This window comes from Streptomyces sp. NBC_00075 (assembly GCF_045041225.1).
Classification (GTDB): domain Bacteria; phylum Actinomycetota; class Actinomycetes; order Streptomycetales; family Streptomycetaceae; genus Streptomyces; species Streptomyces adonidis.
Genome location: NZ_CP108243.1, coordinates 5,285,902 through 5,306,851 on the forward strand (window position 1 = coordinate 5,285,902; position 20,950 = coordinate 5,306,851).

Genomic DNA, 20,950 nt, shown 5'->3' on the forward strand with positions numbered 1-20,950 from the left:
GCGGCCCGCCTAGCGTCCACCTCGTCATCGTCGGATGAGGGAATCGAGAGGGGAACAAGTCATGGGAATCTTCGGGCGCCGCAAGAGCCGTGAGGAGAAGGCCGCCGAGATCGCGGGCAAGGTGGCGAGCGGCAAGGGTTTCTACGGCCGGACCACACGCGCCTTCCTCGGCAAGGAGGACTTCGCCAGGGTGCAGCAGTCGATAGGCGCCTACAACTCGGGCCTCGATGTTCAGCAGTTGCTCGCGGCAGGGGTGCCGACCGTACCGGCCGTCGTCGTGTCGATCGGCGACACCGGCAAGCTGATCAACTACGACCCCGTCGTCGACCTGGTCCTCCAACTGCCCGGCGCCGCCGACCGGATCGCCCTCCAGACCATCGTCTCCAAGCTGCGGATCCCGCGTACGGGCGACCAGGTGCTCCTGATCGCCGACCCCGCCCGCCCCGGTGCCTATCTCTACGCCGGTGACGGCGTGGCGACGGACAGGCCGGAAGCCTGAGATGACGGACCGCGCGGACGGCACGGACGGGGCAGAGGGAGCCGGCGGAGCAGATGGCTCCGGGCCGACCCGGGTCGACCGGATCGGCCCGCTCGGTGCCCTGCTCCTCTACTTCTCCTCCGCGATGATGGGCCTGTGCGGACCGGTCATGCTGGCCTGCACCTTCCTCGCCGATGCCGGCATCCTCCTCGGAGGCATCCTCTGCACCGTGCTCTGCACGCCCCTCGGCTTCGCCTTCTGGGCCTACACCAGCACCGAGCGGGAGAACAACCGGCGGCTCGACGCCTTCGGGGTGAGGGCGACGGCGGAGATCACCGACCTCACCCCGTGGGAGGACGCCGACGACGCCGGTGTCGTGGCGGCTCTGCGCATCAGCGGACCGGGATTCCCGACGTTCGAGACGACCTGGAAGCACTCCCTGCACTCCGGTCTGCGGGTGGGCGTACGACTCACCGCCGTCGTCGACCCGGCCCGCAATCTGTTCCGCATAGACGGAATCAGTTCCTGACCGTCAGATACAGCCACCCGCCCCAAGTGCTCACGTTCGTCGTGTCCTTGGCGCTGCGCACGTACTCCGCCCGCACCCGGAACCTCTGGTTGACCGCGTTGGTCAGGCTCAGGTGCGTGACGCCCACGCTGCCCGGGGCCATGGAGAAGCAGGGTGAAGTGGTGAGCGTGTGCCAGGCGCCGCCGTAGTACTCCTGGGCCTGGAACTTGGCGCACTGGCCGGACTTGTCCGGTGTCACCGTGGCGACCACCTGCGGCTTCACGGTGTGGTGGTAGACGCGGTACGGCGTGCCGTTGTACGTCACGTTCCCGTAGTAGCCGCCCAGCGTCGTCGCGACCCGCACCTGGCCGTTCACCGTCCGCGTCGCCGACTTCGGGGCATACCGGTAGTCGCCCGCGAAGGACGCCGTGAACGTCGTGTTGTGGGTCAGCCTGTACGTCGCCGTCAGATTGCCCTTGCTGTCCACGGCCCCCGTCTTGACCAGCGTCTTCGTGCCGCCCGCCGGTGTCGCCCAGATCGACACCGTACGGCTGTTGTACGTCGTCCCCAGGTGCGCCGTGACCGTGCCCGTCGCGCCGTACGTGTAAGTGGACGCGTTCGTCGCCACGGAGACCGTTGTCGCGACCCGCGACACCTGGACGATGGCCGAAGCGGTCGCCGCCTGGTGCGAGGCGTCCCCCGGATAGCTGACCGTGTAGGTGTTGGCGCCGCCGATGCTCGGGGTGTCCTTGACCGTCACCGTGCCGCCCGCACCCACAACGCTCGTCCACCGCACCGGAGTTGTGGTGTGTCCGGCGTCCGTGCGCGTCACGGTCACCGTCTCGCCGCTCGCGTAGGGCGCGTCGGTCAGCGTGCCGGTGAAGCTCAGCGCCGCGCCCCGCGTCGCCGTCGCGGGCGCCTTGAGGGTCAGGGCCGGGGTGTACGGGGAGACCTGGACGGTCGCGTCCGAGGAGGTCGGCTCGTGTGTCGCGTCGCCCGCGTAGGAGAGGTGGTAGGTGAACCTGCCCGCGGCGGCCGGAGCGTCCGTGACCTTGAACTCCGTTGTCGCCGGGTCGACCTGGACCGACGGGAGCTGCACGGTCTCCTGTGTGTCCTCGTTCGTCCGGGAGACCTGGACCGTCGTGCCCTGCGGGAGGCTGCCCAGGTTCAGGGAGGTCGTCAGCGAGCCCGTGAACGCCACCGAGTCCGGCGTCGCCGACGTCATGTCCGGGAACGGGATCGTCGTCGACAGTTTCGCCACGTGCACCGTCAGCGAGGCCGTCGACGGGCGGTGCGTCGCGTCGCCCGGGTACGTCACCTCGTACGTGTAGGCACCCGCGTCCGGGCGGGTGTCCGTGACGGCGAACGAGCCGTTCTTGTCCAACGTGGCCGTGACGTCAGGGAGTTCCTCGCCGTCACGGGTCACCTTCAGGCTCTCGCCCGTCGGTGTCCAGCCCTTCGTGCTCAGGGTTCCCGTGACGGTGAACTGCTGCGTCGGGACCGCGTACTGCGGGTAATTCAGGGCGAGTTCGGTGTCGGCGAGCTTCGGCTCGGCAAGCACGTCGAGGGTGTAGGCGCCCGCCGAGTCCTTCGTGACCGCGTACAGCGTCGTGCCGTCGCCGCCCCACTCCAGACCGTCCGGGGCCAGGGTGCCGGAGGGGAACGTGACGTGGTTCTCGGCGAGTTGGGAACCGGCGTACAGATACAGACCCGCCGCCGAGCCCGCCGTGGAGCCGACGGCGATCGTCCCGTCGGTGTCGACGGCCAGGGAGTTCGGGGCGGAGTCGACGCCGCCGGTGTAGTAGACGGAGGGGCTGGCGGAGGCTAGGTCAGCTGTGCGGTAGGCCTGGAGGGCGGCCGACTGAGGCGCGGCAAGCAGCAACCGGGCACCGTCGCCGGTGACTTGGAGGCCCGTCGCCGTACCGCCGTAGACCCCCAGGTTCGCCTTGGCCGTCGCCGTACCGGAGGAGACGTCGAAGGTGGCGACATGGCTGAGGTTGCCCATGGGTACCTCGGCCGCGAGGACCTCGCCGCCGGCGGCGAGCACCGGCGCCACCGACCAACTGTCCATCGTGGGCTGGGGAGTTGCCGCCGGTTCCGCCGCTGCCGGGTCCACCGAACCGATGGCACCCTTGCCACCCGCCGCCGCGTCCGTGTAGCCGTACCAGACCTTGCCGCCCGCCACCGCGACCGAGACCGGGGCGCTGTCCGTCCCGGTCGGGACGCGGGTCGTCTCGCTCAGCGTCGCCGTGTCGATCGCGGACAGGGCGTCGCCGTCCGTCAGGGCCGCGTACAGCGTGCTGCCGTCGGCCGACAGGGCCAGGCCCGTGGCGCCCTGTTCACCGGCGATGGTGGTGACCGGGGTGCCGGACAGATCGGTCACCACGATGTCCGTCGAGCCCGCGCCCTGGCTGAAGAAGATGTGCTGGTGAGCGGTGTCGACCAGCATGTGCGCGTACGTGGCCAGCGGCAGCGCGGCCGTGCTGTCGGCCCAGGCGGCGGAGCCGGTGAGACCGGCGAGTCCGACACCGGCGGTGGTCAGCGCCGCGACGATCGATATCGACGTCGCGAGGGCGAGCGAGGCCTTTCTGGGGCGGCGCATGAAGCTCCTGGAACGGAGAAAAAGGAAGAGCGGAAAGGGCGAACAAGCAGGTCGGACGATAACTCTCCCTGCCGGCCCAGCTGTAGTGAGTCAGGCCCCTCAGCCGTCATGAATCCGGTAAGAACCAGAAAGCGCCCGGACCGGCCGAAGCCGATCCGGACGCCTCTCTCCTTGCTCTGTTCGCTCTACTTGATGGTGCGGTAGGCCCGATTGATCGTCTGCTTCAGGGTGTTGCCGTCCTTGTCCGTGAGCGTCACACGCAGGGACACCGTGCCCGCCTTCGCCGGGTGGCGCAGGTCGAGCCGCTTGCCGTCGACCGCCTTCGCCACGTGCCAGGTCCGGCCGTCGTCGTAGGAGACCGAGAAGGCCAGCTTGCGGGCGGTGCGTGCGGTGGCCGCGCCCTCGACGGTGAACGGGACGGAGAACCGCGTACCCGCCTTGGCCGTGCTCGCCAAGCTCAGCTTGGGCGAGAAGCGGACCGCCGACAGCGGCAGCCGCTGCCCGACACCGGTGACGTGCGCGGAGGTGAAGGTCCACTCGGCGGTGACGCGGGTGGAGACCGACGACAGCGAGGCCGGGCGGGAGACGTCCGTGGTGAGACGGTACGTGCGCTTGGCGGCGGGGAGTTCGTACGAGACGCCGGCCAGGTCCGAGTCGATGGCGAAGACCTTCGTGCCGCCCGCGTAAAGGGTGCTCCTCGCCTTGCTGTACCGGGAGTCGCCCACATGCCCGGCGCCGTCGGAGAAGAGAGGAAGGTACGCCATGAAGGTGTCACCGACCCGGACGGCACCCGGACGGTCCTCGTTGCCCGTCAGCGGACCCGTGAGGTGCGGGCCGAAGACCCCGGTGTTGAACCGCTCGGTGTACTGCTTGCCCGCGCTGTACGCACGGGGGTTCGCCGTCCACTGGCCGGCGTCCCACACCGTTTCGCCGTCCGCGTCCTTGCCGCCGTCCTGCGAGACGGAGTACCTCCACTTCACGCCCGGCAGGACGTAGTCGGTGAGGTTGCCCGGCAGGGAGAACTCGGTCGGGTAGAAGTCGGCCCAGCCGCCCGGCATGAGGGGCGCCGCGACGAGCGACCCCGTCTTGTCCTTGGCGGGCTCACCGGCGGCGATCGTGATCTTGGCGAACTGCGCGCGCTTCAGGTTCACGGTGAAGCCGGACAGATCGCCGGTCCGGTTCATCGCCGGCCGGTAGCTCGTACTGCCGTGCGTCCAGGTGCCGTTGTACTGCGCGAGCGCCTCGTTCGCGGGCAGCCGGGCGCCGAACTGCCCGACGCGCAGCTTGCTGAAGCTGCCCATCAGGTACGTGGAGGTGCTCTGGTTCCCGTCGATGTCGAACCCGAAGTTGAGGGTGGCGTCGGTGTGCTTGGCCTTGCTGTCCGGCACGGTGATCCGGATGGGCTTGGCCTTGCGGGCGTCCATGACGACGGTGGTGTCCCGGGTGAGCGAGAACTTCGGGTTGAGGAGCAGGGCGAGGTTGCCGGCGTCAGGGTCGGCGCCCGTGTCGATGTCGATACGGCCTTCGAGGCTGTAACGCCCCTTGGGCAGCCGCACGGTGAACTCGCCGTCCGTGTCGTCCGAGTAGTCGTTCCAGATCTGGTTGTCCAGCCCCTGCACCCCGGTCTCCGAACGCCCGGCCGGCTTCCCCTTCAGGTCGAGGTGCCTGACGGTCAGGTCGTACGACTCGACCTCGCGCTGTAGGCCGACACCGGTCCGCACAGAGTTGCTGCCCCCGTCCGTCGCGACGACCGAGCCGCCGAAGCCGCCGTCGGCCGTGCCCGCGCTGGAGTCGGCGGTGAGCTGCGCGGTCGCGGTGCCGCCCGCCGGGACGGTGAGCTGCTTCGGCGAGACCTCGAACATGCCCTCGGCGGCGGGCTTTCCGTCCTCGCCGTACGCCTCGGTGGTCAGGTCGAGGGTGAGGGGCGCGTCGCCGTCGTTGCGGTAGGTGATGGTCTCGGTGACCGGCTGGTCGTCGGTGTGCGGCCACTGCTGGGTGGCGAAACCGACGGTGGCCGGGGTGGTGGTGAGCTGCTGGCCGAGGGCGCGGACGAGGTCCGTACGGCCCGTGCCCTGCGCGAACGCCGACACACCGGCGGCCGGCTTGGCGGACGCGGTGAGGGCGGCCTTGATGCGCTCGCCGGTCCAGTCGGGGTGGCGCTCGGCGAGGATCGCGGCGGCGCCCGCGACATGCGGGGTCGCCATCGACGTACCGCTCATGGAGACGTAACCGTCGGCGGCGGGGTCGCCCTCCGTGCCCTCGGCGGCCTTCGCGGCGACGATGTCGACGCCGGGGGCGGTGAGGTCGGGCTTGAGCGCACCGTCCGCCGTCGGCCCCCGGCTGGAGAAGTCGGCCAACGCGTCATCACGGTCGACCGCGCCCACGGTGAGCGCGGCGGCGGCACTACCGGGCGAACCGATGGTGCCGGCAGCCGGACCCTCGTTGCCGGCGGCGATCACGAAGAGGGCGCCGGAGGAGGCGGACAGGTCGTTCACGGCCTGTTCGAGCGGGTCGTCACCGGGGCCGTCGGGGCCGCCCAGGCTGAGGTTGATCACCTTGGCGCCCTGGGCGACGGCCCACTGCGCACCGGCGATGATCCCGGACTCCTCGCCGTAGCCGCTGTCGTCGAGCACCTTGCCGCTGATCAGCCGGGCGCCGGGAGCGACTCCCTTGTACTTGCCCCCGGACTTCGCACCGGACCCCGCCACGGTCGAGGCCACATGCGTACCGTGCCCGACCCGGTCGACGGTGTCCGCGGACTCGGAGAAGTTCTTCGCCGCGTCGATACGGCCCTTCAGATCCGGGTGCGTGCCGTCGACCCCGGTGTCCAGCACGGCGACCTTGACGCCCTTGCCGTCGTACCCGGCGGCCCACGCCTCGGGGGCGCCGATCTGCGCGACGCTCCGGTCGAGAGCCGCCTCGACCTTCCCGTCGAGCCAGATCCGCTCGACCTTGTCGGCGGCGGCCGACATCGCCCGCGCCGACCCCCCGCTCCCGGTGAGCGTCTCCCACAGCTCGGCGCCCTCGGCCTTACGGGCCCTGAGCGCGTCCCCGTTCACACTGGGCAGGTCCCGGCTCACCCGGGCCCCGGCGGCGGACAGCGCACTCGGCGCGAGAGCACGGCCCTTGGCGTACGTCACGATCAGCGGCAGATCGGCGCGGGAGGCATCGTCGTACCCCCACTTCACCAGCTGCGTCACATCGAACAGCCGCCGGTCGGCAGTGCCGTCGGCGAGCAGCCGCTCGGCGTCACGCGGGACGACAAGGGTCCGGTCGGCGTCCCGCGCTATTCGAAAGGTGATCCCTTCCCGCCCCTTGGCGGCCCGTACACCGGTGACCTGCCCGGCGGAGTCCAGGGTCACCCGGTCCCCGGTGACGAGGGTGACTGTCTTCGCCTCACCGAGACCGCCGGCCACACCATTCCCGGTCTGCGCGGCCTGCGACCCCGGCGCCCCGAGCAGGGTTCCGGTAAGAGCGACGGCGGTGAGCAGGGCGAGGGCCGTGGCCTCACGTGCCCGTCTGTTGCGGTGGTTCAAGGGAAACCTTTCTCTCCGGACTTCCGGGCACGGCAAAGCAGCCCGTCCGACGGGACAAAGAAACAAGGAGTGGGGGAGGCGCCCCGATAGGGGCGCGGGGAACTGCGCGACCAGCCCCCACCGGGCCCGCAGTCGAAGAACTACTCAGACGAGCCGCTTACGACCCCAGACGAAGAGGAACACCGCGATCCCAGCGGTCAGGGCGAACAGAATCGACGCCCCGAACCACTGCATACCGTTCATCTGAGACATCGGCAGATAGTCCACCGACCACCCCACGACATCCGCCTTCTTCAGGCACACCTCACGCACCGCATCCGAATCCCCCTCCGCACACGTGCTCCAACCAAGCAGCTTCCCCGTGCTGGTGATGTACGACTCGTCGAGCTGGTACACGCCGTCGGGCAGCGACGGGAACGAGTTCTCGGCGATGACCCCCTTGTTCGTCGTGACCGTGATGACGTTGCCGAGCGACAGGATGAAGTGGGACCAGACGAGCTGGAGCACGACGGTGAACCCGAAGGTCACCACCATCGACATCAGCGTGCGCCGCAGCACCGCACCGATCGCCACGCCACCGATGACGGAGAGCAGGGTGAGGGCGACGGGCACCGGGCCCGTCGTGTTGAACGCCTCGTTGGAGGTCCAGTCCATGACCGTGACCTCGGACTTGACGGGGCTCCACCACCAGCCGAACGCGGCCGACAGCGCGACCGTGATCACCACGACCACCAGAGTGGTCAGCCCCAGCTTCGTGGCCAGCCAGCGGGTCCGGCTCGTGGACTGGGCGGCGACCAGCTTGGCCGTGCCGTTCTCCAGGTCGCCCGCGAGCAGCGGGGCGCCGAGGAAGACGCCGAGCAGGATGGGTATCGCCATGAGACCGGTGGAGACGGAGGTGAACGCCTCGCCGTACTGCTGGAACTCGTTGCCCACCTCGTCGAGGCTCTTGGTGGGATAGCCGTAGCCGTCGAGGAAGTCCATCATCTGACCGCGCTGGTAGACGATCCACGCCACCGAGAGCGCGGTGGCGGCGAGGATGGTCCAGAAGGCGGCCCGGTGCTGGCGCCAGACCAGCCAGGTCATTCCGCTGAGTCGGGGGCGCCGGGTGGCCTCCGTGGTGGTCGTCGCGCTCATGGTCCCGTTCTTGCTGTCGGTCGAGGTGCCGGAAGAGGCGTTCTTCGGGGTGGAGTTGCTGGTCGAGTTGCTGGTGGAGATGCTCATGCCGCCACCGCCCCGGTGCCGTACGCCTGGCCCTGGACCTGGGCGGTGGGGGTGATCAGGGGCGGTGCCTCGGGTGAGCGGAGGTAGGCGAGCAGGAGTTCCTCCATGTTCGGGGCGTCCGTCTCCCAGGGGCCGGTGACCGGGCCCTCGGGGCGGATGAGCGCGGTGAACTGCCGTCCGCTGGTCCGGGATTCGACGAGGGTGTGCTGCGCGAGGCCGGTGGGCACGCCGTCGCCCTCCTTGGCGCCCGTGACCAGGGTGTGCACGGACATCAGCTCGTCCACGTCACCGGCGAGGCGTACTCCGCCGCCGGAGACGACGACGAGGTAGTCGCACACGTTCTCCAGTTCGGCGAGGACGTGGGTGGACATCAGGACGGTCGTGCCGCGCTCGGCGGCCTCCGCGAGGAGCGTGCCCATGAGTTCGTGGCGCACGACCGGGTCGAGGTCCGACATCGGCTCGTCGAGGAGCAGCAGGTCGGGGCGCTTGCCGAAGGCGAGGGCGATGGCGACGCGGGTGCGCTGGCCGCCGGAGAGGGTGTTGATCTTCGCCTCGAAGGGGACGTTGCCCGCGCGGACGATGTCCTCGGCGGCGCGCTGGTCCCAGCCCGGGTTCAGTTCCCGCCCGAGGCGCAGGGTCTCCGCCACGGTGAAGCGGCGGAACAGGGGCTTCTCCTGGGCGAGGAACGCGGTGCGCCGGCCGGACTCGACCGAGCCCGGCGCCTCGCCGAACAGGCTGATCGAGCCGTTCGTCGGCTGGAGGACATGGGCCGCGATGCTCAGCAGCGTGGTCTTGCCGGCCCCGTTGGGTCCGACCAGCCCGCAGATCCGGCCGGCCGGGAGCCGGAAGGAACAGTCCCGCAGCGCCCAGCCCCGCCGGTAGCGCATCCCCAGTCCGTACGCCTCAAGCGCCGGCTCCCCCGCGTACATACCGTCACTCACCTGTGCTCCTAGTTGTCGTGGCCCCCGTGGACCCCGTTGTGGTGGACCCCGTTGTGGTGGACCCCGTTGTCGAGGCCCCCGCCGCCGGCGTGTTCCCGGCGGCGTACTGCTTCTCCATCGCCGACGTGACCAGTGCGGCCACGTCCTCCTGCTCCAGACCGGCCCCGGCCGCCTTCGACATCCAGGCCACCAGCTCCCCGTACAGCGGGGAGTCGGTGCCCGCCGAGGGGCGGGCCAGCGTGCGGCGTACGAAGGTGCCCTGGCCGGGTCGCGGTTCGACCAGGCCCTCGCGCTCCAGCTCGCGGTACGCCTTGAGGGTGGTGTTCGGGTTGACCGCGCTGATCTCGGCGACGTCCTTGGCGGTCGGCAGCCGGTCACCCGGCACCAGAACGCCCAGCCGCAGGGCCTGCTTGGTCTGCTGCACGATCTGCTGGAAGGCGGGGACCCCGCTCCGCCTGTCGATGCGGTACTCCACGATCACCACCACCATTCCACTACTTGATTAGTGGAATGATGATGAAGGGACGCGACGGCGATTGTCAACGGGGCTCGGGAAGAGAAAAGTGATCACTGTTGGCCATGGGCATGCTGTTACGCTCGGTCACGCACGCGCATGGGGGGACGGCCGGGGGGCCGAGCGAGAAGTCAGGGCGCTGTCGTACGTACGTTCCCGCCGCGCCTTCTTCTTGCCTTCCCTGGAGGAACGGTGGCCCGACCCGGCCGACGCCGACACAGACCTGTCCGTACCGCCACCGCCGTCGTGGCGGTGGCACTGAGCCTCGGCCTTCCGCTGAGCGCCCTGCCCGCGTCGGCGGCGCCCTCCGCGGTCGCCGCGGCCGGAGAACTCGTCCTGCCGGCCGCCCCGCGTGCCGTTCCCCGGGCCACGCAGATCCTCAACGCCGGGGCAAGCGGCTTCCTCTGGGCGCAGGAGGGCGACGACCGGCTGCTGTGGACGTCGTACGCCACCGGTGCGACCACCGCGCTGGAGCAGCGGCTGCCCGCGCCGGTCGAGTACGACATCGACAACGGCTATTTCCGCGGCGAGTACGCCTCGTTCCACCCGGGCTGGTACGGGGACGGCTCCGACACCGTCGCCCTGTACTCGGAGGAGGACGACCAGGTCACCCTCCTCCACGGCGACGGCGCCTCGGGCGGCGCCGACGTGGTGCCTGTGCCCGAATACCACGACTACCAGGGCACTTTCGGCGACACCGTCCTCACCAGCACCAGCGGCAGGAACGGGAACCCGAACGCCTATCAGCTGTGGCGTGTCCAGGACGGGGGCGGGGTCACCGAGACGCCGGTGACCGGGCTGCCGGACGGCGCGGGCAACATCGTGGTCGAGGACGGCGACGCACGGTCCGTCATCCTCCACTTCAGCACAGGTGACAACGAGGACGGCTGGGGTCACTGGGGCATCGTCGACCTCGCCACCGGCGTGTTCGGCGCACTGCCCGACCGGGCCGACTCCTCCGACGGGGGCTGGGAGGTGACCGGCTTCCGACTGGGCACCGACTCGGTGGTGCGGCTGCGCCCGGGGCGAGGCAAGACGGACGTGTACGACCGCGGCGACCTGACCGCCCCACCTCGTACCGTCGAGACGGCCTCCTTCAGCTCCGATGCCGCGTTCGGCATCGTCGGCGACACGCTGCTCGGCGTCGAACCGGTGTGGCCGGGCAACGACCTGTACCGGGGCCAGCCCCTCTGGGCCCTCGCCTCCGACGGCACGGACACGACGAAGGTCATGGATCCGGCCGCCCACCAGCTCGTCCAGGCACCCGACGGCTCCATCCTCGTGGCGGGCGCAGAGCGGTACGTCGAGCGCGGCGACCTCGACTGGGGTGTGTACCGGGTCGCGCCTGCCGCCGACGGCTCCGTCACCCGTACCCGGCTGACCGCCGTCGAGCCGTTCCCCGCCCAGATCCGCGGCCTCTCCCTCGGCAGCGGCATCCTCACCACAGCCGACAACAGCACGATGTACGCACCAGGCACGATCCTCGGCGCGTACCGCAGCACCTGGCTCACCACACCCGCCGAGGGCACCGTTCCGGGCGTTGCCAGGACCACCGTGGACGGACTGGTCAGCGGATGGGACGGCTACTGCTCCGGCAGCGAGCACCGCTGCATCCCCATGTTCGCCGACGGCACCGGTCTGCACGGCCGCCGTGACGCCACCGAGTCCGACCTGACCATGCTGTACGCCAACGGGGCCGCCAACTGGGGCCCGACCCTCGACACGAACGACAGCTCCCCCCAGCTCACGGACCTCTCCGGGCGGTACGCGATCGTCGACGGAGCCTCCTCGGGCCGGCAGTACATCGGTGAGTTCCCCGCCGGTGCCGCCGGAAAGGTCCTCCAGGAACGCGACCGGGTCGCCGCCGCCGTCTGGGGCAACACCCTGTGGAGCGGCGCCGCCACCGGAGGCAAGGTCACCGCGACCCGGCTCCCCGCCGGCACCGCGGTCGAGTCCTTCACCACGCCCAACGGCTGCACACCGTCCACCCTCCAGGCCGTGGGCCGCTGGGTGTACTGGACCTGCCTGAACAACTCCGGCGATGTAAGCGGCTCGGGGATCTACGACCGCACGGCCAAGCGCACCGTCACCGCCCCGGCCGGCCAGGTCCTCCTCGGCGACGGCTACCTCGTCCAGCGCGTCACCGGCACGCAGTCGAACAGCGGCCTGACCCTGATCGACCTGCACGGCGGACTGCCCTCCAGCGGCGTCTACACCGACCTGCCCAGCCGCAAGCTCGCCGACTGGACCGACCTCGGCCGGGACAACACCGGGGCGCGCACCACCTGGACCGTGGACCGCTTCGGCGGCCCCGTCGCCCACGCCGACGACGAGCAGCGCGTCCACATCGTGCCGACCGGGATCCCCGCCTCCGCGCTGACCGCGATCGACTCGACCATGACCCCCAACTCCACCGGCTGGTCCGGCAGTTGGTGGCTGTCCAAACCCGCCGCCGGCTGGCAGGTCACCGTCCGGGACAAGGCGTCCGGCGCCACCGTCCGTACCCTCTCCGGCTCCGCCGCGCGCGGTCTGCTGACGGCCGCCTGGGACGGCAAGGACACCGCGGGCCGGCTCGTCGCCAACGGCACCTACACCTGGACGCTCACCGCGAAGCCCGCCGACGGCCAGGGCGCCTCCCTCACCCTCTCCGGCACCACCAAGGTGACGGCGGGCTCGGCGGCCCCCCGCGACTACGCGGGCGGCGACGGCGTCGGCGACCTCCTCACCCTCTCCGCCAACGGCACGCTCACCGTCCAGCGCGGCACCGGCACCGGCACCCTGGGCGCCAAGATCACCGGCACCGGCTGGCCGACCAGCGCGAAGTTCGTACCGTACGGCGATCTGAGCGGCGACCGCTGCAACGACGTCCTGGTCCGGCTGAGCAACGGCGCCCTGCGCGCGTACCGCCCGGCCTGCGGCAAGGCGGCGACGCCCTCGACGCCGTACACCGCGCTCGGCACCGGCTGGAACCAGTACGACGTGCTGACCTCGCCCGGTGACGTCGACGGCGACCGGCGGCCCGACCTCGTCGCCCGCCAGGCCTCGACCGGGGACGTCTTCCTCTTCAAGGGCACCGCCACCGGCAAGCTCTCCGCCCGCGTGAAGGTCGGCGCCCGCTGGACCGGCTACAAGAAGATCGTCGGCGTCGGAGACCTGAACGGCGACGGCCGCGGCGACCTCGTCGCGCAGGACAAGTCGAACGAGCTGTGGCGGTTCGACGGGACCGGCACCGGTGCCTTCAAGGCGCGGGTGAAGATCGCCAACGACTGGGGCACCCCCTACAACGTGGTCGTCGGCGTGGGCGACTTCACCGGCGACGGCCGCGCGGACCTCGTGTCCCGGGACACCGCCGGGAACGTATGGCGCAACAACGGCACCGGGAAGGGCACGTTCGGCCCGCGTACCCGGATCGCGACGGGCTGGCAGGGCTACAAGGCCGTCATGTAAGGCCAGTCGACCTACACCCACGCGGCCCGGCAGTCCCCTACGAGGGGCTGCCGGGCCGCTCCCGTCTCCTCACCGTCCCGCCCCCGCGGCCCCCGTTATCTTCTTCGCGGTCCTGCAAGAGGACCGCTGGCCTCCGGGCCCGGCATGGCTGTTCCCCCCTGTCGAACCGATGACCTGGGGGGTGGTGCCACCGGGCCCGAGAGGCGCCGTTGGAGACGCTGATGAGAGGTCCGACTACCGCCTGGCCTGGTGCAACGCCCGGCCGCTTGCGGGCGGCAGGTCTGCATAACGTGGATGCGCGCATACGACGCCAACGCCCTGGCCAGCACCGCACGAACCCCGTTCAGGAGGATGGGTTGGACGACATCGACGACGTGGGCGTCTTCCTCGGCCTGGACGTCGGCAAGAGCACCCATCACGGGCACGGGCTCACCCCGGCCGGCAAGAAGGTCTTCGACAAACCGCTGCCCAACAGCGAACCGAAACTGCGGGCCGTCTTCGACAAGCTGGCCGCGAAGTTCGGCACCGTCCTGCTGATCGTGGACCAGCCCGCCTCGATCGGCGCCCTGCCACTGACCGTCGCCCGGGACGCGGGCTGCAAGGTCGCCTATCTGCCCGGCTTGTCCATGCGGCGGATCGCCGACCTGTATCCGGGCGAGGCGAAGACCGACGCGAAGGACGCCGCGGTGATCGCGGACGCCGCCCGGACCATGCCGCACACCCTGCGCGCGCTGGCACTGACCGACGAGATCACCGCCGAACTGACCGTTCTCGTGGGCTTCGACCAGGACCTGGCGGCCGAGGCCACCCGCACCAGCAACCGAATACGCGGCCTGCTCACCCAGTTCCACCCCAGCCTGGAACGCGTCCTCGGCCCGCGCCTGGACCACCCCGCCGTGACCTGGCTGCTGGAACGCTACGGATCCCCGGCCAGCTTGCGAAAGGCCGGTCGCCGCAGGCTCGTTGAGGTGATCCGGCCCAAGGCCCCGCGCATGGCTGCCCGGCTGATCGACGAGGTCTTCGACGCCCTCGACGAGCAGACCGTCGTGGTCCCGGGCACCGGCACCCTCGACCTCGTGATCCCCTCGCTGGCCCGCTCGCTCGCGGCCGTCCACGAACAACGACGAGCCCTGGAAGCACAGATCGGACAGCTGCTGGAGGCGCACCCTCTTTCCGCGGTCCTGACCTCGATTCCGGGGGTCGCGGTCAGGACCGCCGCCACCTTGCTGGTCACCGTCGGCGACGGCACCAGCTTCCCCTCCGCCGCCCACCTGGCCTCCTACGCCGGCCTCGCCCCCACGACCAAGTCGTCGGGGACCTCGATCCACGGCGAACACGCACCCAGAGGCGGCAACCGGCAGCTCAAACGCGCGATGTTCCTGTCCGCGTTCGCCGCCCTGCACGATCCCGCCTCCCGCACCTACTACGACAAATGCCGGGCCCGCGGGAAGACCCACACCCAGGCACTTCTCCGCCTGGCCCGCCAGCGGATCAACGTGCTGTTCGCCATGCTCCGCGACGGCACCTTCTACGAACCCAGAACCCCACGCCTCGCTTGACGAAAGACATAGAGGCACCCCCCCCTCACCACCACACCCCCATCACCACTTCCGCACCGGAAACCTGATTTTTCGCCAAGTACGACGCATCCGGCCGGTTCCTTGCGTTGTGGTGGACGGTCGTTCGAGTGGTGGGGCTGACCTGAGGGTCCTCCGGGGGAAGCCTGGTCCGCGTGGTCGGGGTGGGGGTTTGCCCGCAGGGGCCGTATGGGCAGGGATTCCGGGTCCCCGGGCGGTTTACGTGCCCATACATGAATTACCGGTCGGTACACCCGATATGGCGTGATCCGCTCAGGCCAGAACTTCGCTCTGTCACCATCAACGCCATCGCAAGACCAGGGGTCCGGAACGCGGCGGGGGGCGTGCCATGGGACTGCTAGGCAATGAGCTGGCGTTCGCGCAGTCGCTGACCGCCCAGGAGCGCGAGGGCGTCATGGCTCTCGGCAACCCGAAGCACTTCGCGGCCGACGCCCATCTCCTCACCGAGGGCGACCGATCCAGCCACGTCCTGATACTCGTCAAGGGCTGGGTGACCGTCTCCGTCGCGACGGACCGGGGCGCCACCCGGCTGATCCTCGGGCTCCGCGGCCCCGGTGAACTCCTCGGCGAGATGGCCGCGTTGGACCCGCATCCGCGCAGTGCGACCGTCCGCGCGCTGGGGCCGACCCAGGCCCAGGTCATATCGGGGGACGCTTTCCGCAGGTTCCTCGCCGAGCATCCCCGGGTGAGCGGGCTGGTGATACGCCAGCTCACCTTCCGGCTCCGCAGCGCCGACCAGGAACGGTCCGCGCTCGCCTCCCTCACCGTGCTCCAGCGCCTGGCCGGCCGGCTCACCGAACTGTCGGGGTCGGGCGGCGCACCCCGCTCCCCGTACGTCCCAGCCGGATCCTCGGTCGTGCAGCTCGCCCAGGACGAGCTGGCCGCGAGCATAGGGGCCACCCGGGAAGCCGTCGCCAAGAGCCTGCGGCTGCTGCGCACCCAGCAGATAGTGCGGACCGGCAACCGTGTCGTGGAAATCCTCGACCCCGAGTTGCTCGCCCTCCTCGCCGACGGGCACGCGGAGAGCGCGTAAATCTCCGGCCCGCCGTGTGTAAACGGCTACAGACGGCCCCCGCCCCGGGCCCGAATCTGAAGGGGCGACCGAACGACGATCGAACAGCACCAAAGGGGGCACGGGGTGGACGACCGCGACGCCATGGATCTCTCCGAAGCGCGCTACGAGTTGGTGATCAGCGTCGACGCCCGGCGTTCCGGGCAGTACGACGACATCGACAGGCCGCGGATGCGCGCCCGGATATACCGGGTCGTGGAGACGGCGTTCACCCACGCCAAGGTGGCCCGGGACGCCGTACACATGGAGGACCGCGGCGACGGCGTCCTGCTCTCGGTGTCCGCGCAGATCCCGGTGACCCGGCTGCTCGGGCTGTGGACGGTCGAGCTGCACGAGAACCTGCGCGACGAGAACCGCGCCCTGAAGGTGCCTCTGGGGCTGCGGATCGGCATGCACGTCGGTCCCGTACGGCACGACGAGCACGGGATCAGCGGACGCGCCGTCGACCTGGCCTGCCGCCTCGCCGATTCCGCCGCCGCCCGCGAACTCCTCGACGCCGAGGGCGCCGACCTCGTCCTGGTGACCTCGAACTCCCTGTACGAGGACGTGGTGCGCGGCGGCGGCAAGTTCATCGAGCCGGAGCGCTACACCTCGGCCCGGCTCACCCTCAAGGAGGGCGAGACGACGGCCTGGTTCCACCTGCCGGGCAGAGCGGCGGCGGCCTCCTCCCCTCGTACACCTGCCCCGGTCGTGGACTCCGGCAGGACCTACACCGCCGGGCGCGACATCTCCGTGATCCAGGGCAGCACCTTCCACCGGGACGTCCGCATCGGCGGTGACGACAAGTGAGCGACGACGACCCGCAGCCGGACGACACCCCCGAGCCTCCCGAGAACAAGGAGGTCCCCGAAGACAAAGAAGACAAGAAAGAGAAAGAAGACAAAACAAACAAAGAGGACAGCGACCGGGACGAGAAGGAGAAGGAAAAAGAGAAGGAACGGGAACTCGCCGCCGAGCGGTTCAAGGAGTACACCCGCGCCCCCTTCGCCGAGGAACAGGGCGAGGACGCCCCCACCGACCTCGCCGCCGCCTCCCGTACGCGCCGCGCCACCCGGACCCTGTTCGAGGCCGGCCGCGACCTCACCAGCGTCGACCGCTCCTTCATCAGCAGCGCCCACTTCGGCGACATCTTCCTCGGCACCGACTCCCGCCTGCGCGGCCCCGCCCTGCGCAGCGGTCCCGTGCCCGAGGACGAGCTGCGCAGGCTCCGCCGCGCGCACGTGGTCCCCGACGGCTACGTACGGCTGCGCAACGCGCTGAACGCCCGCAGTCTGCTGGTGCTCGGCGCCGCCCCGGGCACCGGCCGTACGAGCACGGCGCTCTCCCTGCTCGCCGAGGTCACCGCCGGATCGGGCGTGCGCCGCGTCGACCCGGACGGCGGGATCCGTCGGCTGGCCGCCCAGTTGGGCAGCGGCGACGAGTTCCCGCCCGGCACCGGCTATCTGCTGGAACTGTCCCTCACCCGGCCCGGCGTACTGCCCCCGGACGAGATGGACCTCGACGAACTGGCCACCGCCCTGGCCCGGTTCGAGTCCTTCGCGGTGCTCGTCGTCACCGTCGGCTCGACGGCGGGCCCGCTGCTCGCCGGCCGCTACGGCATGCTCTGCCCGCCCGCGCCCACCGAGGAACTGCTCACCACCCGGCTGCGGGAACGGCTGGAGGAACGGCTGGGGCAACGGATAAAGGACCATGTCGCCGCCGCCCCCGAAAGCGCCCTCAGCATGGAGCAACTCCTCGACCGTGCCCAGGAGTTGGCCGAGCGCGCGGAGGTCGTGGACGCGGTCGGGCTGAAGGACCTGCGCCCCGCCGAGGCCGAACTCCTCGCCTCCCTGCTGGCCGGGCGGCTGCTGGGCGACCTGTCGTACGAGGAGCTGCTGGCCGGCTGTCGCAGCCTCGCCGCCGAGCAGGCCCAGGAGTGGTTCACCGGGGTGGACCGGGCGCTCACCGCACCGGCCGACGGCAGGAAGGAGGGCGCGGGGAGCGACCAACGGCCGGGCACCGCCGCCCTGTTCCACCCCGTGGCGTTCCGGATCGCGCTCGCCGTGCTCGGCGGGGCCTCGCACAGCGCGGTGGCCTCCGCCGCGCATCTGCTGACGTGGGAACTGTCCGTCCAGTGCGACCCCGACCACACCCCGGCCCGCCCCCTGTTCTGCGACGACCCGGTGGCCGACCTGGCCCTCTCGCGCGCCGAACTCACCGACGGCCAGGTCGAGGTGGCCGGCGCGGAGGTCGCGGCGCGGCTGATCTGGTACCGGGGCGGCGCCCTGCCGTCGGCGGTGCTGGCCGAGCTGTGGGACCGGCACTTCCCGGTACGGGCGCCCGTGGTGCGCTGGCTGCGGCTGCTGGCCGACGACCAGCGGCCCCAGGTGTGGGTGCGCGCGGCGGTCGCCGCCGGGGAACTGTGCGTACGGGACTTCGACCACGGCTTCGCCGAACTGGTCCGGCCGCTCGCCGAGGGCACCGCCCACCGCAGGCTGTTCGCGGCCACGATGCTGGACCAGGCGGCCGGTCACCCCTCGCACCGCAAGGCCGTACGGAAACTGGTCGAGGACTGGAGCCGGTCGGCGACCTGGACCCAGCGCTCCACGGCGGCGGCGGCGCTGGGCTACGGCAACTGCGCGGACACCGTCGACGACGCCCTGGACGCCCTCGCCCGGATCGGGATCCGCGAGGACGCGGAGCAGTCGCTGCGGGCCGCCGCCGCGTTCAACGTCGTACGGCTGCTGGCGCTCCCGGACAGCGAGCGGACCGCGAAAGTGCTGCGGCGGATGGCCGACTGGACCCAGCACAAGCGCGAGGGCTACCAGACCCTCGGGCTCGCGGCCACGATCTGGCTCGCCGAGACCCGGGTGGACAAGCTGCTGATCGACGAGCCGGAGCCCGCGCTCGGCGAACGCGGCGACTGGCCGCTGGCCCTCGCCCTGGCCGCCACCCGGCCCGAACTCGCCCTGCCCGTCGCGGACCTGCTGTGGACCGCGCTCAACACGGCCCGCTCGAAGGACGTCGCCATGGACGCGCTGGAGCGCATGCTGCGCACCGCCGTCCGCAAGAAGGGCGCCGAGTGGACCCGGCCGGGGCTGGCGGCGCTGCTGCCCGCACTGGCCGCCGAGGAACCCGACCGGCGGCGGCTGGACTGGCTGCTGCGCCGAATGATGAACGATCCGGACGATCCGCTGCCCGACGCCCGGGCGCGCTCCCTGTGGCGGCTCGCCGTCGACCGGCGGACCCGGAGCGGCCAGGAGGAGAGAAGCCATGGCTGAGAACGACGCCGCGCGGGCCCGGGCGGGCGAGGCGCGCGCGAAGGAGCGGCTGAAGGCGCGCAGAGCCGCCGCCGGTCCGGCGGGTCCGTTCCTGAAGGAGTACCCGCCGACCGCCGCCCAGCCGCCGATCAGCGCCCAGACGGCGCTGGTGCGCTTCTACCGCAACGGCGGCTACAGCGTGATCACCGTGACCGGCACCCGGCACGTGGACAAGCCGGTGCTGGCCCGGCCGCACACCGTATGCGAGATCGCGCTCGGCACCTACCAGACGCCGCTGGAGATGGAGTTGCCCGCGGCCGGCGGCACCAGCTTCTTCAAGGCCGAGGTGGACATCCACTGGACGGTCGACGACCCGCACCTGGCCGCCGTCCAGGTCGTGACGGACATCGCCAAGCGGCTCACCGCCCCCGTCCTGGAGCGGCTGCACGAGGTCACCTCGACCTACCGGGTGCACGAGGCCGAGCAGGCCAACCGGGCCATCACCCGCGAGTGCACGGGCGGACGGTGGGGCGAACTGGGCACCGAACTCGGCCTGAAGGTACGGCTGTACGTCCGGCTGCGCGTCGACGACCGGGCCATCGAGCACATGAACGGCATCCGGGACGCGCACGCCTCCGCCGAGGTGACGAAGGTGCACCAGGAGCGGTTCCGGGCCATGCTCCAGGGCGGGGAGCTGGAGCAGCTCACGTACATGCTGGCGGCCGAGCCGACCGAGGCGAAGGACTTCCTGGAGAAGATCCGGCAGGAGGGCCGGCAGGACGAACGGGAGCGTGTCGACCGGCTGTTCGACATGGTCGAGAGCGGTCAGATCCAGTCCAACGACGTCGAGGCGCAGGCGCTCTCCCTCCTCAACCGGGGGCGGATGGGCGGGGTCCAGGGGCCCATCGGCTCGCTGCCCGCCCGCAGGAACGGCCGGAACGGCAGGGCCGCTCCCGAGCTGGAGGCGTCCTCCGCCGAACCGTTCACTCCGGACTGGGTGTCGGACGACCCGCCCGCCCGCGCCCGGCGCAGGCCCGCCGACGCCCACGATCCGTACCAGGCGGATCCCTACGCCGACGACGACTCCGCCCCGGAGCCGCCGCGCCGCAAGCGCCCCCGGGACGACGGCTGGGACTGGGCGGACGGCAGCGACGGCGGCGACGACAGGCCGAAGTCAGGGACACCCGATGACCGGTGACGGGGGGACCGGGGGGCAGGTCGGGCCCGAGCCGTACGGGGGTCGGCACGGGCCCGACCGCTCCGGGGAACGCGTGAGCGAGCGCGTCGCGGAGCGGCTGCTCGGCACCATCAGGGAGGACCTCGGGCGGGCGGACTCGAAGGCGGCGGTGCTGCTGTCGGGGACCCTCGCACTGCCCGCGTTCCTCATCGGCTGGCAGGGCGCCCCCGGCTGGCACGGGCCCGCCGACGTGACGCTGGTCCTGGCCGGTCTGCTCTGGGCGGTCTCGGTGACCGCGCTGGTCGCGGCGCTCATGCCGCGCACCGGCACGGTCCGGGAAGACCGGCAGGGGCAGGCCCGGGTGACGTACTTCGGCGATCTGGTGGGCGCCCGCCGCGATCTCGCGGGGCTCGCCGCCCGGGTCGCCGAGGCGGGGCGCGATCCGGCGGGCTGGCTGCTCGTCCAGGCCGTCGACGTCAGCGCGATCCTCTCCGCCAAGTACCGGGCGATCCGCTGGGGGGTGGGTTCGCTCGCGCCCTCGGCGGTGCTGGCCCTGGCGTGGAGCATGACGGCGCGCTGAGGCGGGGGCGGGAGCGCTGAGGCGTCGGCGAGGGGCG

At 71.2% G+C, this 20,950-nt stretch carries 14 protein-coding genes; 9 read left to right on the top strand and 5 right to left on the bottom strand.

The window, feature by feature from the left end:
- Positions 1-61 precede the first annotated feature (61 nt).
- Positions 62-499: a hypothetical protein gene (locus OG787_RS22950; protein ID WP_369030164.1), complete on the top strand. Its 438-nt coding sequence runs from the start codon at positions 62-64 to the stop codon at positions 497-499.
- A gap of 1 nt (position 500) precedes the next feature.
- On the top strand, positions 501-1,007 hold the full coding sequence (locus OG787_RS22955; protein WP_405536231.1) for a hypothetical protein: 507 nt from the start codon (positions 501-503) through the stop codon (positions 1,005-1,007).
- Here OG787_RS22955 and OG787_RS22960 read toward each other — a convergent pair.
- From OG787_RS22960 to OG787_RS22980, 5 genes are all read right to left on the bottom strand, one after another.
- Positions 997-3,588, bottom strand: a complete 2,592-nt coding sequence (locus tag OG787_RS22960) for a hypothetical protein (protein WP_405536232.1) — start codon at positions 3,586-3,588, stop codon at positions 997-999. The two genes, OG787_RS22955 and OG787_RS22960, sit on opposite strands and share 11 nt — an antisense overlap.
- Before the next feature lie 185 nt (positions 3,589-3,773).
- Positions 3,774-7,124, bottom strand: a complete 3,351-nt coding sequence (locus tag OG787_RS22965) for a S8 family peptidase (protein WP_405536233.1) — start codon at positions 7,122-7,124, stop codon at positions 3,774-3,776.
- A gap of 144 nt (positions 7,125-7,268) precedes the next feature.
- Positions 7,269-8,345, bottom strand: a complete 1,077-nt coding sequence (locus tag OG787_RS22970; RefSeq protein ID WP_369030160.1) for an ABC transporter — start codon at positions 8,343-8,345, stop codon at positions 7,269-7,271.
- Positions 8,342-9,274, bottom strand: coding sequence for an ABC transporter ATP-binding protein (locus tag OG787_RS22975; protein WP_369030328.1), 933 nt, complete (start codon positions 9,272-9,274; stop codon positions 8,342-8,344). Before OG787_RS22975 ends, OG787_RS22970 begins: the two co-directional genes overlap by 4 nt.
- Positions 9,275-9,278: 4 nt before the next feature.
- Positions 9,279-9,776: a GntR family transcriptional regulator gene (locus OG787_RS22980; protein WP_405536234.1), complete on the bottom strand. Its 498-nt coding sequence runs from the start codon at positions 9,774-9,776 to the stop codon at positions 9,279-9,281.
- A 216-nt stretch (positions 9,777-9,992) separates the two neighbouring features.
- Here OG787_RS22980 and OG787_RS22985 point away from each other — a divergent pair, with 216 nt between their 5' ends.
- The 7 genes from OG787_RS22985 (at position 9,993) to OG787_RS23015 (ending at position 20,913) form a co-directional block, all read left to right on the top strand.
- Positions 9,993-13,247 (top strand): FG-GAP-like repeat-containing protein, encoded by a 3,255-nt coding sequence (locus OG787_RS22985; RefSeq protein WP_405536235.1) that lies wholly within the window; start codon positions 9,993-9,995, stop codon positions 13,245-13,247.
- 356 nt (positions 13,248-13,603) lie between these two features.
- The gene (locus OG787_RS22990; RefSeq protein ID WP_405534951.1) at positions 13,604-14,806 is read left to right on the top strand and encodes an IS110 family transposase; all 1,203 of its coding nucleotides are present in this window, start codon (positions 13,604-13,606) and stop codon (positions 14,804-14,806) included.
- Between the two features lie 367 nt (positions 14,807-15,173).
- Positions 15,174-15,878, top strand: coding sequence for a Crp/Fnr family transcriptional regulator (locus tag OG787_RS22995; RefSeq protein WP_389356302.1), 705 nt, complete (start codon positions 15,174-15,176; stop codon positions 15,876-15,878).
- A 105-nt stretch (positions 15,879-15,983) separates the two neighbouring features.
- Positions 15,984-16,706: a hypothetical protein gene (locus OG787_RS23000; RefSeq protein ID WP_405536236.1), complete on the top strand. Its 723-nt coding sequence runs from the start codon at positions 15,984-15,986 to the stop codon at positions 16,704-16,706.
- The gene (locus OG787_RS23005) at positions 16,703-19,177 is read left to right on the top strand and encodes a hypothetical protein (RefSeq protein WP_405536237.1); all 2,475 of its coding nucleotides are present in this window, start codon (positions 16,703-16,705) and stop codon (positions 19,175-19,177) included. The genes OG787_RS23000 and OG787_RS23005 overlap by 4 nt, the downstream gene beginning before the upstream one ends.
- Positions 19,170-20,354: a hypothetical protein gene (locus tag OG787_RS23010; RefSeq protein ID WP_405536238.1), complete on the top strand. Its 1,185-nt coding sequence runs from the start codon at positions 19,170-19,172 to the stop codon at positions 20,352-20,354. The genes OG787_RS23005 and OG787_RS23010 overlap by 8 nt, the downstream gene beginning before the upstream one ends.
- On the top strand, positions 20,344-20,913 hold the full coding sequence (locus OG787_RS23015) for a Pycsar system effector family protein (RefSeq protein WP_369030153.1): 570 nt from the start codon (positions 20,344-20,346) through the stop codon (positions 20,911-20,913). Before OG787_RS23010 ends, OG787_RS23015 begins: the two co-directional genes overlap by 11 nt.
- Positions 20,914-20,950: the final 37 nt, after the last annotated feature.